The 14,320-nt window shown below is 67.1% G+C and carries 18 protein-coding genes; 17 read left to right on the top strand and 1 reads right to left on the bottom strand.

Annotation, left to right across the window (positions count from 1 at the left end):
* Positions 1-560, bottom strand: a 560-nt coding sequence (locus VFQ05_16845) for a TMEM175 family protein (GenBank protein ID HET9328437.1), incomplete at its 3' end; no start/stop codon positions are given.
* A gap of 95 nt (positions 561-655) precedes the next feature.
* Here VFQ05_16845 and VFQ05_16850 point away from each other — a divergent pair.
* From VFQ05_16850 to VFQ05_16930, 17 genes are all read left to right on the top strand, one after another.
* The gene (locus VFQ05_16850) at positions 656-1,843 is read left to right on the top strand and encodes an aminomethyltransferase family protein (protein HET9328438.1); all 1,188 of its coding nucleotides are present in this window, start codon (positions 656-658) and stop codon (positions 1,841-1,843) included.
* Positions 1,840-3,423: an NAD(P)/FAD-dependent oxidoreductase gene (locus tag VFQ05_16855; GenBank protein ID HET9328439.1), complete on the top strand. Its 1,584-nt coding sequence runs from the start codon at positions 1,840-1,842 to the stop codon at positions 3,421-3,423. Before VFQ05_16850 ends, VFQ05_16855 begins: the two co-directional genes overlap by 4 nt.
* Positions 3,420-5,006 (top strand): NAD(P)/FAD-dependent oxidoreductase, encoded by a 1,587-nt coding sequence (locus tag VFQ05_16860; GenBank protein HET9328440.1) that lies wholly within the window; start codon positions 3,420-3,422, stop codon positions 5,004-5,006. Before VFQ05_16855 ends, VFQ05_16860 begins: the two co-directional genes overlap by 4 nt.
* Positions 5,003-6,127, top strand: coding sequence for an aromatic ring-hydroxylating dioxygenase subunit alpha (locus tag VFQ05_16865; protein ID HET9328441.1), 1,125 nt, complete (start codon positions 5,003-5,005; stop codon positions 6,125-6,127). Before VFQ05_16860 ends, VFQ05_16865 begins: the two co-directional genes overlap by 4 nt.
* A 134-nt stretch (positions 6,128-6,261) precedes the next feature.
* Complete coding sequence (locus tag VFQ05_16870) at positions 6,262-6,687, top strand: DUF5668 domain-containing protein (protein ID HET9328442.1); 426 nt, start codon at positions 6,262-6,264, stop codon at positions 6,685-6,687.
* A complete protein-coding gene (locus VFQ05_16875) occupies positions 6,680-6,976 on the top strand; it encodes a hypothetical protein (GenBank protein HET9328443.1) in 297 nt (98 codons plus the stop codon). Before VFQ05_16870 ends, VFQ05_16875 begins: the two co-directional genes overlap by 8 nt.
* A complete protein-coding gene (locus VFQ05_16880) occupies positions 6,969-7,664 on the top strand; it encodes a DUF5668 domain-containing protein (GenBank protein ID HET9328444.1) in 696 nt (231 codons plus the stop codon). Before VFQ05_16875 ends, VFQ05_16880 begins: the two co-directional genes overlap by 8 nt.
* 3 nt (positions 7,665-7,667) lie before the next feature.
* Positions 7,668-8,747, top strand: coding sequence for a histidine kinase (locus VFQ05_16885; GenBank protein HET9328445.1), 1,080 nt, complete (start codon positions 7,668-7,670; stop codon positions 8,745-8,747).
* Positions 8,740-9,540: a response regulator gene (locus VFQ05_16890; protein HET9328446.1), complete on the top strand. Its 801-nt coding sequence runs from the start codon at positions 8,740-8,742 to the stop codon at positions 9,538-9,540. Before VFQ05_16885 ends, VFQ05_16890 begins: the two co-directional genes overlap by 8 nt.
* A 150-nt stretch (positions 9,541-9,690) precedes the next feature.
* Positions 9,691-9,930 carry a ferredoxin gene (locus VFQ05_16895; protein ID HET9328447.1) on the top strand — a complete coding sequence of 80 codons (240 nt, stop codon included), beginning with the start codon at positions 9,691-9,693 and terminating at the stop codon, positions 9,928-9,930.
* Positions 9,931-9,938: 8 nt separating this feature from the next.
* Complete coding sequence (locus VFQ05_16900) at positions 9,939-10,523, top strand: HD domain-containing protein (protein ID HET9328448.1); 585 nt, start codon at positions 9,939-9,941, stop codon at positions 10,521-10,523.
* 10 nt (positions 10,524-10,533) lie between these two features.
* Positions 10,534-10,842 (top strand): GNAT family N-acetyltransferase, encoded by a 309-nt coding sequence (locus VFQ05_16905; GenBank protein ID HET9328449.1) that lies wholly within the window; start codon positions 10,534-10,536, stop codon positions 10,840-10,842.
* Between the two features lie 252 nt (positions 10,843-11,094).
* A complete protein-coding gene (locus VFQ05_16910; protein ID HET9328450.1) occupies positions 11,095-11,706 on the top strand; it encodes an SPFH domain-containing protein in 612 nt (203 codons plus the stop codon).
* Between the two features lie 598 nt (positions 11,707-12,304).
* On the top strand, positions 12,305-12,565 hold the full coding sequence (locus tag VFQ05_16915) for a hypothetical protein (protein HET9328451.1): 261 nt from the start codon (positions 12,305-12,307) through the stop codon (positions 12,563-12,565).
* A gap of 27 nt (positions 12,566-12,592) precedes the next feature.
* Complete coding sequence (locus tag VFQ05_16920; protein ID HET9328452.1) at positions 12,593-13,030, top strand: hypothetical protein; 438 nt, start codon at positions 12,593-12,595, stop codon at positions 13,028-13,030.
* Positions 12,993-14,099, top strand: a complete 1,107-nt coding sequence (locus VFQ05_16925) for a recombinase zinc beta ribbon domain-containing protein (GenBank protein HET9328453.1) — start codon at positions 12,993-12,995, stop codon at positions 14,097-14,099. Before VFQ05_16920 ends, VFQ05_16925 begins: the two co-directional genes overlap by 38 nt.
* Positions 14,051-14,230 carry a hypothetical protein gene (locus VFQ05_16930; protein HET9328454.1) on the top strand — a complete coding sequence of 60 codons (180 nt, stop codon included), beginning with the start codon at positions 14,051-14,053 and terminating at the stop codon, positions 14,228-14,230. The genes VFQ05_16925 and VFQ05_16930 overlap by 49 nt, the downstream gene beginning before the upstream one ends.
* The last annotated feature ends 90 nt before the right edge of the window (positions 14,231-14,320 follow it).

Below are 14,320 nucleotides of genomic sequence, written 5' to 3' on the forward strand. Positions count from 1 at the left end.
GACTCGATCCGACGGTCGGGCACGAGCCACATGGCGACGACCAGGGCGTAGAGCGCCACCGAGATCCAAGGACTCACGAAGGCCAGGGGCGTCGCCAGCGTATAGGCCGCGAGCGACGTCCTGCCCTTGAAGTCTCTCCCGATCGCGGCCGCCAGCCTCGAGTCAGGGCCTTCGTGGCGCACGATCGTCGTAGCCAGGATGGTGTAGGCGATCGCGGCCATCAGGAGGACCATGCCGTAGGCCGCGGTCGGCAGCGGGGCCAGGCGGGTCTCGCTCATCCATCGCGTGGTGAAGGGGACCAGCGAGAGCCAGAAGAGAAGGTGCTGGTTCGCCCAGAGGATCGTCCCGTTGACGCGGCTCGTGATGTGCAGCATGTGGTGGTGGTTGTTCCAGTAGATCCCGAGGATGACGAAGCTCAGGAGGTAGGTCCACAGCTCGTGCCACACGGAGCGCAGCGCCGCCCACGTCGCTTCATGGGGTACGCGCAGCTCGAGCACCATGATCGTGATGATGATCGCGATCACGCCGTCGCTGAAGGCTTCGAGGCGGCTCTTGGTCATCCGCGGCGGGTCTCCACGCCGGGGAATAGAGCCGGTTCGCGGCTTGCGCGCAAGCCTTTGCCGGCCATCGCCGCCGTCGCTACACTGCGCCGCCCATGCTCAAGACCAGCCCCTTCCATTCGCGCACAGCACCCCTGGTGCGCGCGCAGACCTGGCGCCGCTGGGCCGGGTATCAGATGGCGAGCGCGTACGACCCGCACCCGGATCGCGAGTACGCGGCCATCCGCAATGCGGCCGCGCTGATCGACGTCTCGCCGCTCTACAAGTACCGGCTGACCGGTCGCGATGCCGCGCGGCTCCTGGACCGCATGATCACCCGCGACATGACCAAGCTGGCGGTCGGGCAGGTCTACTACACGCCGTGGTGCGACGCGCACGGCAAAGTGATCGATGACGGCACCGTCAGCCGCCTCGACGAAGGCACGTACCGCCTGACGAGCGCCGACTCTTCGCTGCGCTGGCTTCACATGAACGCAGTGGGCATGGACGCGGCCATCGAGGACGCCTCGGAAAAGCTCGGCGCGGTGTCCCTCCAAGGTCCGCTCTCGCGCGACTTGCTGCAGACCCTGACGCCGGCCGATCTCTCGAAGCTCAAGTACTTCCGCCTGGTCGAAACTCAGGTGCGCGACATCCCGGTGACCGTCTCGCGCACCGGTTACACCGGCGATCTCGGCTACGAGATCTGGGTGGACACGGGCCGCGCCGAAGCGCTGTGGGACGCCCTGATCACCGCGGGCACGCCCTACGGCATCGTTCCCGCCGGCGTGTGGGCGCTCGACATCGCGCGCATCGAGGCGGGTCTCATCATGCTCGACGTCGACTACTTCTCTGCCCACCACGCCTTGATCGAGGCGCGCAAGTCGTCGCCCTACGAGATCAACCTCGGCTGGGCGGTGAGCGCCAAGAAGGGGCCTTTCAACGGGCGCCGCGCGCTGGCCGCCGAGCGGGCGCGAGGACCGGCGTGGAACTTCGTGGGGCTCGAGATCGACTGGGAGTCGTTCGAGCAGCTCTTCCGCGCGCATCACCTGCCGCCCCATCTGTCGAACGTCGCGTGGCGAGCGAGCGCGCCGGTCTATCGCGACGGCACGCAGATCGGCTACGCCACCAGCGGCTGCTGGTCGCCGCTGCTCAAGAAGTCGCTGGCACTCGCGCATCTGCGCGCGCCGCACTTCACGGCCGGCACCGCGGTCGAGATGGAGATCACCGTCGAGCACCAGCGCCTGAAGGCCGCCGCACGGGTGCGCAAGCTGCCCTTCTACGACCCCGAGCGGAAGAAGGCATGAGCAACCACCGCTACGACGTGATCGTGGTCGGCGGCGGCCACAATGGACTCGTCGCTGCGGCCTACCTGGCGCGCGCGGGCAAGAAGACGCTGGTGCTCGAGCGGCGTCCGGTGCTCGGCGGCGCGGCGGTGACCGAAGAGGTCTTCCCCGGCTTCAAGTTCTCGGTGTTCTCCTACGTGGTGAGCCTGTTGCGCCCCGAGATCATCCGCGACCTCGATCTGCCGGCGCACGGACTCCAGATCCTGCCGCTCGAGAGCACGATCACGCCGATGGAGAACGGCGACTATCTCGGCTCCTGGGCCGATCCCGACGAATCGCGCCGCGAGCTCTGTCGCCACTCGCCGCGCGACGCCGACGCGATGGTGCTGTTCGGGCGGCTCATGCACCACATGGCGATGGCGGTGAAGCCGATCCTGGGCATGGTGCCGCCCGATCCGGCCTCGCTCGCGCCGTCCGAGCTGGCGGGTCTGCTCAAGCTCGGCGGGCACTTCCGCTCGCTCGGCGCCGAGCGCTTCCACGCGCTCCACAAGCTGATGACGATGAGCAGCGCGGATTACCTCGACGAGTGGTTCGAGTTCGACACGCTGAAGGCCACGAAATCGGCCAGCGGCATCATCGGCACCTTCCTCGGGCCGCGCTCGCCGGGCTCGGCCTACGTGCTGCTCCACCACTACATGGGGGAGATCGACGGCGCCTTCCGAGCCTGGGGCTTCCAGAAGGGAGGCACGGGGGCGATCAGCAACAGCATCGCGAGCGCCGCGCGCGCCTTCGGCGCCGAGATTCGCACCGGCGCCGGCGTCGATCGCGTCACGACTCGGGGTGATCGCGTCACCGGCGTGGCGCTCGAGAGCGGCGAGGAGATCGCCGCCGACCGCGTGGTCTCGGGGCTCGATCCCCGGCTCACGTTCACCCGGCTGCTCGATCCCAAGTCGCTTCCTTCCGACGTGGTCGACGGCGTGCGGCGCTACAAGTTCCGCGGCTCGTCGGGCAAGGTGAACCTGGCGCTCTCGGGACTGCCGAACTTCAGCTGCCTGCCCGGCAACGGCCCGCACCTGCGCGGGGCGGTCTCGATCAGTCCGACGATCGACTACCTGGAACGCGCCTATGACGACGCCAAGTACGGCGAGTTCTCCGCGCACCCGTACATGGACATCGTGATTCCATCGATGATCGATCCGGGAATGGCTCCGCCCGGGAAGCACGTGATGAGCATCTTTGTCCAGTACGCGCCCTATGCGCTGAACGGCGGCTGGAACGACGCGCGGCGTGAGGCGTTTGGCGACGCGGTGGTGAAGACGCTGGCGCGGTACGCGCCCGACATCGAGTCGCTCATCCTCCACCGTCAGGTGCTGACGCCCGCGGACATCGAGCGCATCACCGGGCTCAGCGAAGGCAACATCTTCCAGGGCGAGCTCGCGCTGCAGCAGCTCTTCTTCCTGCGTCCGGTGCCGGAGTGGGCGAAGTACCGGACCCCGATCCACGGCTACTGGCAGTGTGGCGCCGGGACGCATCCGGGCGGCGGCATCATGGGCGCTTCCGGGCGGCTGGCGGCGCTCGAGATGCTGAAGGACGGACGATGAGCGAGCGCTTCGACGCGATCGTGGTGGGCGCCGGGGTCAACGGTCTGGTCGCCGCTTCGCTCCTCGGACGAAGCGGGCTCCAGGTGCTGCTGCTCGAGCGCGGCGAAGGGGTTGGCGGGCAGAGCGCGCTGACCGAGTTCGCGCCCGGCTTCCGGGTCGCGCCGCTCGCCGGCGACGCCGGATGGGCGCCGCCTTCGATCATCGAGGGCCTCGGGCTCGGCGCCATCGAGCAGGCCGAGGACGGCGCAGGCGTCACGGTCGTGGACGAAATGGGCCAGTGCCTGTCGATTCCACACGACGCGCGTCGCGCCGCGGAGGCGATCCGCGCCCGCTCGCAGAGTGACGCCGCCAAGTGGCCGGCGTTCACCACCCGGCTTGGGAAGCTGGCCGGATTCCTCGAGGCCCTCTACCAGGTGCCGGTGCCGGACATCGACGCGCGCTCGCTCGACGACTTGCTGCCGATGGTCGGCGTGGGGCAGAAGTTCCGCGCGCTGGGACGGGTGGACATGATCGAGCTCCTGCGCACGCTTCCAATGTCGGTGTGGGAGCTGGCCGACGACTGGTTCGAGACGCCGGCGCTCAAGGCCGCGGTCGCGGCCGGCGGAATCCAGGATGTGCAGCAAGGCCCGCGCTCGGGCGGCACCGGATTCGTGCTGCTCCATCACCTCGTCGGCGCTCCGGCCGGCTCGGTGCGAGGCCGCCGGCCGTGGCGGAAGAGCCCGGGAGCGTTCGCGCGCGCGGTGGAGAACGTCGCGCGGCGGACCAAGGAAATCACCATCCGAGCCGGGGCCAAGGTGTCACGCCTCCGGATTCAGGATGAGGCGGTGCTGGGCGTTGTCCTGGAGAACGGGGACACCTTCGATGCCAAGACCGTGATTTCGACCGCGGATCCCGCGCAGACCTTCCTCGACTGGATCGACCCCGTCTGGCTCGATCCCGAGTTCATCCACGCGGTGCGGAACATTCGCTACCGCGGCTGCACCGGGCTCGTGCTCTACGCGCTCGACGCCCCGCCCACCATCCCTGGCCTCGCGCAGGACGCGCTCGCCGGGGTGGTGAGCCTGTCGTCCCGTGTCGAGTCGATCGAGCGGGCCGCCGACGCCGCCAAGTACGGCGCCCTCGCCGAAACGCCTCACATCGAGCTCTCGATGCCGACGGCGCTGTGGCCCGACGAGGCGCCTTCGAGCAAGCACATCCTCGTGGCGCGGGTGCAGTACGCGCCGTATCGTCTGCGCCAGGGCGCGTGGGACGCGGCGCGCCGGGATGCGCTCGCGGAGACGGTGTCCCGAGCCATCGAGCGGGTGGCGCCGGGGTTCGGCTCGCGGGTGCTCCATCGGGCGGCGTGGACGCCGCGGGATCTCGAGGAACGCTACGGTCTGCACCAGGGCGCCATCTCGCACGGCGAGCTGGCCCTCGACCAGATCCTGTTCATGCGGCCGGTCGCCGGCTGGGGCAAGCACCGCACGCCGATCGACGGGCTGTATCTGGGCGGCGCCGGCGCTCACCCCGGACCGGGCGTGCTGGGCGGGCCGGGCTGGCTGGCGGCCAGGCGGCTGCTGAAGGATCGGAAGGCAAGGTCATGAGCGACTTTCATCGCACCACGACGAGCTTCAAGCAGGGCTCCCGCACGATGCCGGGGGAGGTCTACACCTCGCCGCAGATCCTCGCCGAGGAGAAGGAACGGATCCACGCCCGCACCTGGAACTGCGTCGGACGCTCATCGCGGATCGAGCAGCCCGGCCAGTACTTCGTCGCCCAGATCGCCGGCGAGTCGATCATCGTCCTGCGCGATCGCAAGAACGCGCTGCGCGCCTTCTTCAACGTCTGCCGCCATCGCGGAACCCGGATCTGCATGGAATCGTCGGGCCAGTTCGGCGAGACCATCCAGTGCCCTTATCACGCCTGGACCTATCGCACGGACGGTGAGCTGATCGGTGCGCCGCACATGCAGGATGTCGAGGACTTCGAGAAGAGCGAGTACCCGCTTCATGCGGCTGCGATCGCGGAGTGGGAAGGCTTCCTGTTCGTGAACATCGCGCGCGATCCGGAGCCGTTCGAGCGCGCCTTCTCGCCGATGATCGGGCGGTTCTCGCGCTTCGGATTGCCGGGCCTGGTTCCCGGGTACCAGGTCACCTACGACGTGCGGGCCAACTGGAAGCTGGTCTTCCAGAACTATTCCGAATGCCTGCACTGCCCGACCATTCATCCCAAGCTCGCCACGGTGCTGCCGTACCAGAGCGGAGCCAATGATCTGGTGGAAGGCCGTTTCCTCGGTGGGTACATGGAGATCACGCCTCCCAACCAGAGCGCCACCATGACGGGACGCATGTGCGGTCCGCTGGTGAGCGGAGCGCTTCCCGAGGACGACCGGCACCGCGGCTACTACTACACGCTGATGCCGAACCTCCTGCTCAGCCTCCATCCCGACTACGTGAACTACTACCTGGTCCATCCCGTGGCCCCCGATCACACCCGCGTCGAATCGGAGTGGCTCTTCCATCCCGACACGATCGCCGATCCGAACAACAACATCCGCGACGGGATCGAGTTCTGGGATCTCACCAACCGCCAGGACTGGGACATCGTCGAGCGCAGCCAGCTCGGGATCGCGTCGCGCCGCTATGCTCCGGGGCCGTACTCCGCGCGGGAGAGCATTCCCGCCGCGTGGGACCGGGCATACCGGGAGTTGATGGGAAGGGCCTAGCCACTTCCACCGGTCGCGGACTTCCATTCACCGCCGGATCACCACCATTCGCCGAAACCCCCGCGTCTCAACCCCATGAACGGCCGTAACTTGTGTGCGAGGCAAGAAACCGAGATCCGAGCCGGAGGGAACACGTGAGACGCACTCGGGAGGACGGAGCCCCATTCGTCGAGATGAAGGTCGGGTTCGACCGCGGTCAACGGACGAAGAAACGCGACCAGGCGATGTGGGGACTCTTCCTGATCGGAGTGGGAGTGGTCTTCCTCCTGGCGCGGATGGACGTCATCGACCTCCATCGATGGCACACCTGGTGGCCGACGCTGATGATCCTGTTCGGCGCCGCCTGGATCATCGTGCCGGGGCGCCCGCGGCAGATCGCCTCGGGAGTCACCTTCGTCCTGCTCGGACTCTGGTTCTGGGCCTGTTTCGAGCACTGGTACGGACTCCGTTTCCGCACCGGCTGGCCGCTCCTGGTGGTGATCGCCGGACTGGAAATGGTGTTGACCGCCCTGCTCGACCGACTCGAGCTGAAGTGGAAGGAGGACAAGGGTCATGCGTAGCGCATCGCGTCGCGCCGGTCTCGATGGCCGGAAGGTCGGGTTCCTGGTGCTCGGGGCGTGCACCGTGTGGCTCGTGATCCAGAACACGCTCCTGTTCCTGGCCATGATGTGGGGTGACCCTGCGGTGGTCTCGCGCGTGGCGATGGTGGTGCTGAAGGCCGGCGCCCTGGTCACCGCGAAGTTCTGGGCGTCACCGGCCGCCGCCGCGCTCGTGGCCGCGGCGCTGCTGCTGCTCGTCATGCGGGCGCGTCCCGCCGCTTCAACCCGTCCCGAGGTTCGTCATGGTTGAAGTTCGTGTCTCTCGGGTCTCGGGCCGCCTCGTCCTGGGCCTCATCGTCATCACGCTCGGGACCTTGTGGACCCTGGACAACCTGGACCTGATCCATTCGGGCCCGATCCTGCGCTGGTGGCCGGTCGTGCTCCTCGGGCTCGGCATTGCCAAGCTGTTCGGGATCGGCACCGGACGGAACCCCGCCGCGGGAACGATGTTCCTCCTGGTGGGCATCCTGTTCCTGGCGGGCCGAATCGGCATCGACGGCCTCGACTTCTCGCTGCTGTGGCCGATGCTGCTGGTGGTCATTGGCGTCAACCTCGTCATTCGCTCTTATCGGGCGCAGTCGTTGGATGGCCCCACCGAGGATCTGTCCTCGCGGCTCGGCACGTTCGCCTTCTGGAGCGGCGTGGACCGCAAGGTCAGCTCGCCGGCCTTCCGTGGCGGTGACATCACCGCGGTCATGGGGGGCGCCAAGATCGATTTCCGCCAGGCCAAGACGGTTCCCGGAGGCGCCATCCTCGACTTGTTCGTGTGGTGGGGTGGCGTCGAGATGATCATTCCCGAGGACTGGAAGGTGGTCTCCGAGGGCACCGTGCTCATGGGTGGCATCGAGGACAAGGCCAAGGCGGCGCCGCCGGAATCCGCCAACATCCTCATTCTGCGTGGCCTCGTGCTGATGGGCGGCGTCGAGATCAAGAACTGATCCATGCACCCAATCCTTCGCGATCCGCGTCGGCTCGCCCTTTACCTGGCCACGTGGGCCGTGCTCGGCGTCCTTTTCGCCTCGCTGGTGGCAGTGACCCGCCAGGTCTCCTTGTCCGCGGCCGCCGCGGTGGTGATCCCGCTGTTGGTGGTCGATGGGCTCATTTGCCTCTCGGCCTGGTGGCTTGTGCGCGGCACCGGCGGTTACTCGATGCTCGAGCTCACCAACCGCACGATGAGCGCCTCGATGCAGGCGAGCGCGGTCTGGGTGGGACTCAGCACGCCATGGATGGTGCTGATGAGCAAGTCCGGCGTCCTGCCGCTCCAGACCGGCGAGATTCTGGTCGGGGCGGCGGCCGTGTTCATCGTCGGCGTCCCGCTCTACGGCGTCTCGATGGGAATCCATTACCTGGCCCGCGTCGTCGAGTCGGCCCGCGAGGCCGAGCGCCGCGTGCTCGAGTCGCAGGTCGCGACCCGCGAGGCCCAGCTCCGCGCGCTGCGCGCGCAGCTCAATCCTCACTTCCTCTTCAACAGCCTCAACTCCATCAGCTCGCTGGTCGGCAACGATCCCGAAGGAGCGCGGCGGATGTGCGAGAGTCTGGGAGACTTTCTGCGCCGCACGCTGGCGCTGGGCGCCCGGGAATCGGTGACGCTGGAAGAGGAGCTTTCATTGGTGGAACGTTATTTCGCGATCGAGCGCGTGCGCTTTGGCGAACGCCTCGGGGTGGAACAGATCATCGAGCGCGGCGCCGAGAAGTGCCTGGTGCCGCCGCTGCTCCTCCAGCCGTTGGTCGAGAACGCGGTGAAGCACGGGATCGCTGAACGCATCGAAGGAGGCACCGTCAAGATCGCCGCAGCGGTGAACGAGGGAGCCTTGAAGCTCACGGTCGAGAACGAGGTGGATGAAGACAGCGGCGCCAGGCCCGGGCAGGGAGTGGGACTCGAGAACGTGAGGCGACGGCTGGACGTCGTCTCGGCGCGCGACGCGCGACTCGACACCTCGCGGGAGAATGGGGCGTTCCGCGTGACGCTGACGTTGCCGGCCCGGCCGGCGCCCGCAGATGCCGAGGTGACCCATGGTTGACGACAAGGCGCCGCTCACCGCGGTCGTCGTGGACGACGAAGCGCCGGCGCGCTCGCTGCTCCGCGAGTATCTCGGCGCGCACCCCGACGTGCGCATCGTCGGCGAGTGCGCCAACGGCTTCGACGCCGTCAAGACGATCGGTGAAGTGTCGCCGGACGTGGTGTTCCTCGACATCCAGATGCCCAAGCTCACGGGCTTCGAGGTGCTCGAGCTGCTCGATCCGGGACCCACCGTGGTGTTCTGCACCGCCTACGACGAGTACGCGCTCAAGGCGTTCGAAGTGCACGCCGTCGACTACCTTCTCAAGCCCTTCGGACGCGAGCGCCTTGCCGAGGCCTTGAGCCGGGTGCGCTCACGCCTCGCGGAGGCCCGCGCGAGCGGCGGAAGCGCCGCTTCGGGATCCACGGCCCCGGCGTCCGCGGCGCCGCAGGCGCGCGCGCTGGCAGCATCGGCCCGCCCGCCGGGAAGCTATGCCGAGCGCGTGCTGGTCAAGGACGGCGCCCGGGTCTCGGTGATTCCGGTGGAAAAGGTGGACTACGTGGAGGCGCAGGACGATTACGTGGCGATCCATGTCGAAGGGAAGACCTGGCTCAAGAACGAGACCCTGGCGGAGCTGGCCGACGAGCTCGATCCCGCGCGCTTCGTGCGCATTCATCGCTCGTTCGTCATGAACCTCGAGCGGCTCGCCAGGCTCGAGCTCTATGCCAAGGACAGCCGCGTGGCCATCCTTCACGATGGCAAACAGCTGCCTGTCAGCCGCGCGGGCTACGCGCGCCTCAAGGAGCTGATGTAGTCGCGAACGAGGCGGCTGCCTTGCCAGCCGGAGCGACGCGTCCTAGACTGCTTCACGCCTGATCATTCCCAGAGCCCTCGCATGGAACCCGCGGGCGAGGCGCTCGGGCCGCGGTTCGAATCCGCGCGTTCCAGCTTCCGGAGGCCATGCATGCCGTTCATCATCGCCGAGCCCTGCATCGGGGTGAAGGACAAGTCCTGCGTCGAGGTGTGCCCGGTCAACTGCATCTACGAGGGCGAGGACCAGTACTACATCCATCCCGACGAATGCATCGACTGCCAGGCGTGTGAGGCGGCCTGCCCGGTTCAGGCGATCTTCCCGGACAACGTCCTGCCGGAGAAGTGGCACTCCTTCATCGACAAGAACCGCAAGTTCTTCGAGAACAAGTAGCGCCTTCCGTGTCGAGCCCTTCCGCACCGGCTGGAGCCCTGCCTTCCCGCGAGCAAGCCATCGCTCTCCTCCACGAGTGGATCGAGAACGTCAACCTCCGCAAGCACTGCTACGCCGTCGAGGCCGCGATGCGCGCGTACGCCCGCCACTATGGCGAGGACGAGGAGCGCTGGGGTCTCACCGGGCTGATCCACGACTTCGACTGGGAGCGTCATCCCGACGCCGAGCGGCACCCCATGAAGGGTGTCGAGGTGCTGCGTGAGAAGGGCTGGCCCGAGGACGTGTGCCGGGCGATCCTCGGTCATGCCACCTACACCGGCGTCCCGCGCGACACGCTGATGGCGCGCACGCTGTTCGCGTGCGACGAGCTGTGCGGATTCCTGGTGGCTTGCGCGCTGGTGACGCCGGGCAAGAGCCTCGACCAGGTCGAGGTGGCTTCGGTGAAGAAGAAGATGAAGCGCGCCGACTTCGCCCGCAACGTCAACCGCGAGGACATCCTCGCCGGCACGGCCGAGCTGGGCGTCGACCTCGACCAGCACGTCGCCTTCGTGCTCGCGGCGATGCGAGGGATCAAGCAGGAGCTGGGACTCTAAGCCGCGACGCATGCACCCCGAGTGGCGGCGCGGCGAGTACACCATCAGCGCCGATCCCGCGCGCCTCCCCGTCGAGGCCATCCACGCCTATCTGACCCGGTCCTACTGGGCGGAGGGCATACCGCTCGAGATCGTGCGCCGCTCGCTCCAGCACTCGGTCAACTTCTGCATCTTTCGCGGCGGAGAGCTGGCGGGCTTCGGGCGCGTGATCACCGACCGCGCCACCTTCGGCTACCTCGGCGACGTCTTCGTGCTCGAGTCGCACCGGGGGAAAGGCCTTTCCAAGTGGCTCATGGAGTGGTCCTGCGCGCAGCAATAAGCCATTGCTACGCCGTGGCCATTGCATGGCCAAGCCTGCCCGCCTAGCCGCCCTCGCAAACGCATAGCCGCAGCAACCCGCCCGCCCGTCCTCCGGCCCGAGCATGGGCGAGCCAGGGGCCTTGGATGTAGGCGTAGTGGGCACGTCTGGCCCAAAAGCAGAGGGTCGGTAGGGGCGAGGCAAAATGACGGACTCGCGCCGCACTCGGTTGGCCACCGAGGCCGACCCGTTCAACCGAAAGGAGAGTCGTGGTTGGAGTTCACCGTCAACGTCGAAAGCTCGGGCACCACCGTCGATGGCGTGACGGTGAAGGTGCAGACTGCCGTCTCGTGCCGTGGGTCGCTTCTCGATTCCGTTCGTCGTCGTGGTGCCGTCGCCCGCGTCGCCCGCTCGACACTCCGGCTCGTCGTAGGGAAGCTCGACCTGGACGCCGTGCTGCACGACGACTTCGCGCCTGCCGTGCTGGCCGCCGTGCCGCCGGTCCCCGGCGTCGTGCTGGAGTCCGTGGCCATCACCTCGGTGCGCGTGCCGGAGTGGATCGAGGAGTCGTTGGCCACCGTCGCCGTTGCCGAACGTGAGCGCCGCGCCGCGTTGATCCGCAGCGAGACCGAGTTCCAGGCCAGCGCGAGACTCACCGAGGCCGCCGCCGTGCTGAAGGTGCCGGCCGGATACCTGCGCTGGCTCGTCACGCTGGAGCGCATCGGCCGGGCCGAGGTGGACATCGAGGCACGCGGGCCGAGCACCGTGCCGGTGCCGAAGCCCGAGCCAAAGCCGAGCGTGGTGGACGAGCGCCTGAAGGCCGGGCTGCGCGCCGTGCAGAAGCAGCGGCGTGGCGAGGAGTGGATGGGCGACCTCGTCGGTTGACCGTCGTGGGGGCCGCTGGTTGAATCCGCGCCCGAGAGCCCATGGAGGGGAGGCCGACCTTTGTCCCAACGACGGATGCTTTTTGCGAGGGCATGGTCTTTCTGCCTAGCGGCATTCTTGGTTGGCTGCGATGGGAAGCGCATCGCGGCACCGCAACCAACGCCTCAACCGAGCCCAATAGACTCCGCAATGTCCGTTGTCTTTGGTTGGGGATCGGCCTGTTCGGGGCCTTACATTGCAAGGGTCTGGACAGTCACAGTTAACGACAGCCAGACGGTCGCAGTGTCTTACGACACTCTTGGTGGTGCCTGTGCGGCCCGTTGGTGGGAGACGAAGTCGTTCAGGTTTAACGGTGGTCGTCCGCTCAAGATTCAGATCAGATCAGACAGCGGATTCGACATGACACACACGTATCCTCCGCAATATGGGAGAAACTGCGGGACCCCATCGACGGGCTTTGATTTCTGCACATGCATACCCGACCGGATTACTTGCCATCGCAATGGGCACGTGACAACGGATAGCAACGACAACAGCTACGGGGGCGAATGGCCTCCGAGCATCTACCCAGCCTGTGACCCGTAGCTAGGAGGCCGTCATGTTCGCCAAGAAGTTCTTCTACGCCAGCGCCGCGCTGTTCCTGCTCGCCGCCGCCTACCACCTCGGGGCCTCCACGGCGAAAGCCGCGCCGCAAACCAACAGCGCCATCGTCGCCATGTGTCCCGAGTACAGCGGAGGCGGACCCACGGGCTGGACGCTGGCGCTCACCGCCACCGGGGACATGTACCGGACGACAGCCTCGGGGCCAACGCGGACCTACGGCAACTGGGAACGTGTCGGGAGCGTCTTCACGCCGTAGATCGCCCGCGAATCCAAGGAGGGAGTCATGGTCGCCAAGCAATCACTCATCTCTTGTGGCCTCTTGCTTCTACTCGCGACCCATGCGAATGGGCAGATGCTGCTCGAAGCGCGCCCAACGGTACGGATCAATGCATCCGAGGAGGGCGCGACGCGAGAAACGCTCTCGAAGCTAGATCAAGAGAAAAGCAAGATCACCAGCGCGTGGCGCGACGGGAAGTACCTTTGGACCAGTCGAGAGGGTGTGGAACTCGTTCTGCAAGGGCGTACAGGCCCGACCTACTTCTTTGTCGAACCACGCGGCGCTGGTTACGTGAAGGTCTTCGATACGCACGTTTGGCCAGATTCTATGAGGGACCCAGGGCCGCGCTATCGCTTCATGGAGCACGTCCACATCGGGCTGGGCACGATCACCTATTGGGGATCGTGTGACGAACTCGGATTCAGGCCGTGGGTCGGGAGGTAGCCCCAACCACCCCTTAGAGGGCATTGGCCGAACTTCCAAGGAGGGATCACTTGATTGCCAAACGATTCTTCTTCGTGAGCGCGGCGCTGGCCTGCCTCGCGGTGACCTACCACGTCGGCGCGCAGATGGCAGGCGCGCAGAACGTCATCACCTACCAGGAGACGGCCGTACGGGGCAATGGTTGGGCAGCACGGTTCGGCACATGGCGAACAACGAGACCTATCGCGGCCTGCACCGCTACGGAATCCGCTCGAAGGACGAGGACCGCGAGGTGATCGAGACGCCGTGCGTCGCGCTGGTGGACGAAGTGACGTGGCAACGGGCCAAGGAAGGGCTCCAGCGGAACTTCCGACACTCGAAGCGGAACTCCAAGGCCGAGTATCTTGGGCGATCGCTCGGGCGCTGCGCTCACTGCGGCTGCACCTACGTCGGCACGGTCCAGGGCGGCGTCGTTTACTACGTCTGCAACGGCCGCATGATGGGCAACGGCTGCAAGTCGAAGCAGGTGAAGGGGGCCGACCTTGAGGCGGCGTTGTGGGGCGACCTACAGTCGTTCGCGCACGACCCAGGCGACGCCTTGGACGAACTAGTCGCGGAGATGGCTGCTGAAGGTGGCTCGGAGTCGGTCGCGGCCCGGCTCAAGGCCCAACGCTCGGCTCTGGCTGGCAAGGATGCCCAACGGGAGAAGGTCCTTGGCCAGCACGAGATGGGCATCATCACGGACGACGAGTTGAAGAACCGCCACGCAGAGATCGAGGTGGAGCGGTCGAAGCTGCGCCAGGAGGTGGAATGGCTGGAGGATGCGGCGGGCCTTGCCCGAGAGCAGGAGACGCAGATGCGCGACGCGAAGACCCGCCTGCGCGAGCTACGTCGGAGGATCGACGGCGGTCTGGACTTCGCGGCCCGTCGCAAGCTGGTGGAGAACTGGGTCGAGGGCTTCGAGGTGGCCACGGTGGAGGAAGGCGGCGAGCGGTGGGTCCGGGTGACCGTCCATTACGCGATTGCCGCAAGCACGAATGCGTGCTCGCCCATCCCGAGCTGCAGGGTTTCCGCCGCTGGGTGCTGGTGACGCGGGATGCGCACGGCCTCTACCGGCAGTTCGGATTCGAGGCGCTCGCGAAGCCCGAGCGCTACATGGAGCGACACGCGCGCGACGTGTATCGGGGAACAAAAGGGCCGACGCTCGATAGGCTTCGGTGACATCAACACCGGAGTCCACCTCGCGTCGGCGTTCCCGAGTTATGGCCGGCGGTCCCCCTGCAAGGTTCCCACCTGGGCCGCGCCCACTGT

Source organism: Candidatus Eisenbacteria bacterium, assembly GCA_035712145.1.
In the GTDB taxonomy this organism is placed as follows: domain Bacteria; phylum Eisenbacteria; class RBG-16-71-46; order RBG-16-71-46; family RBG-16-71-46; genus DASTBI01.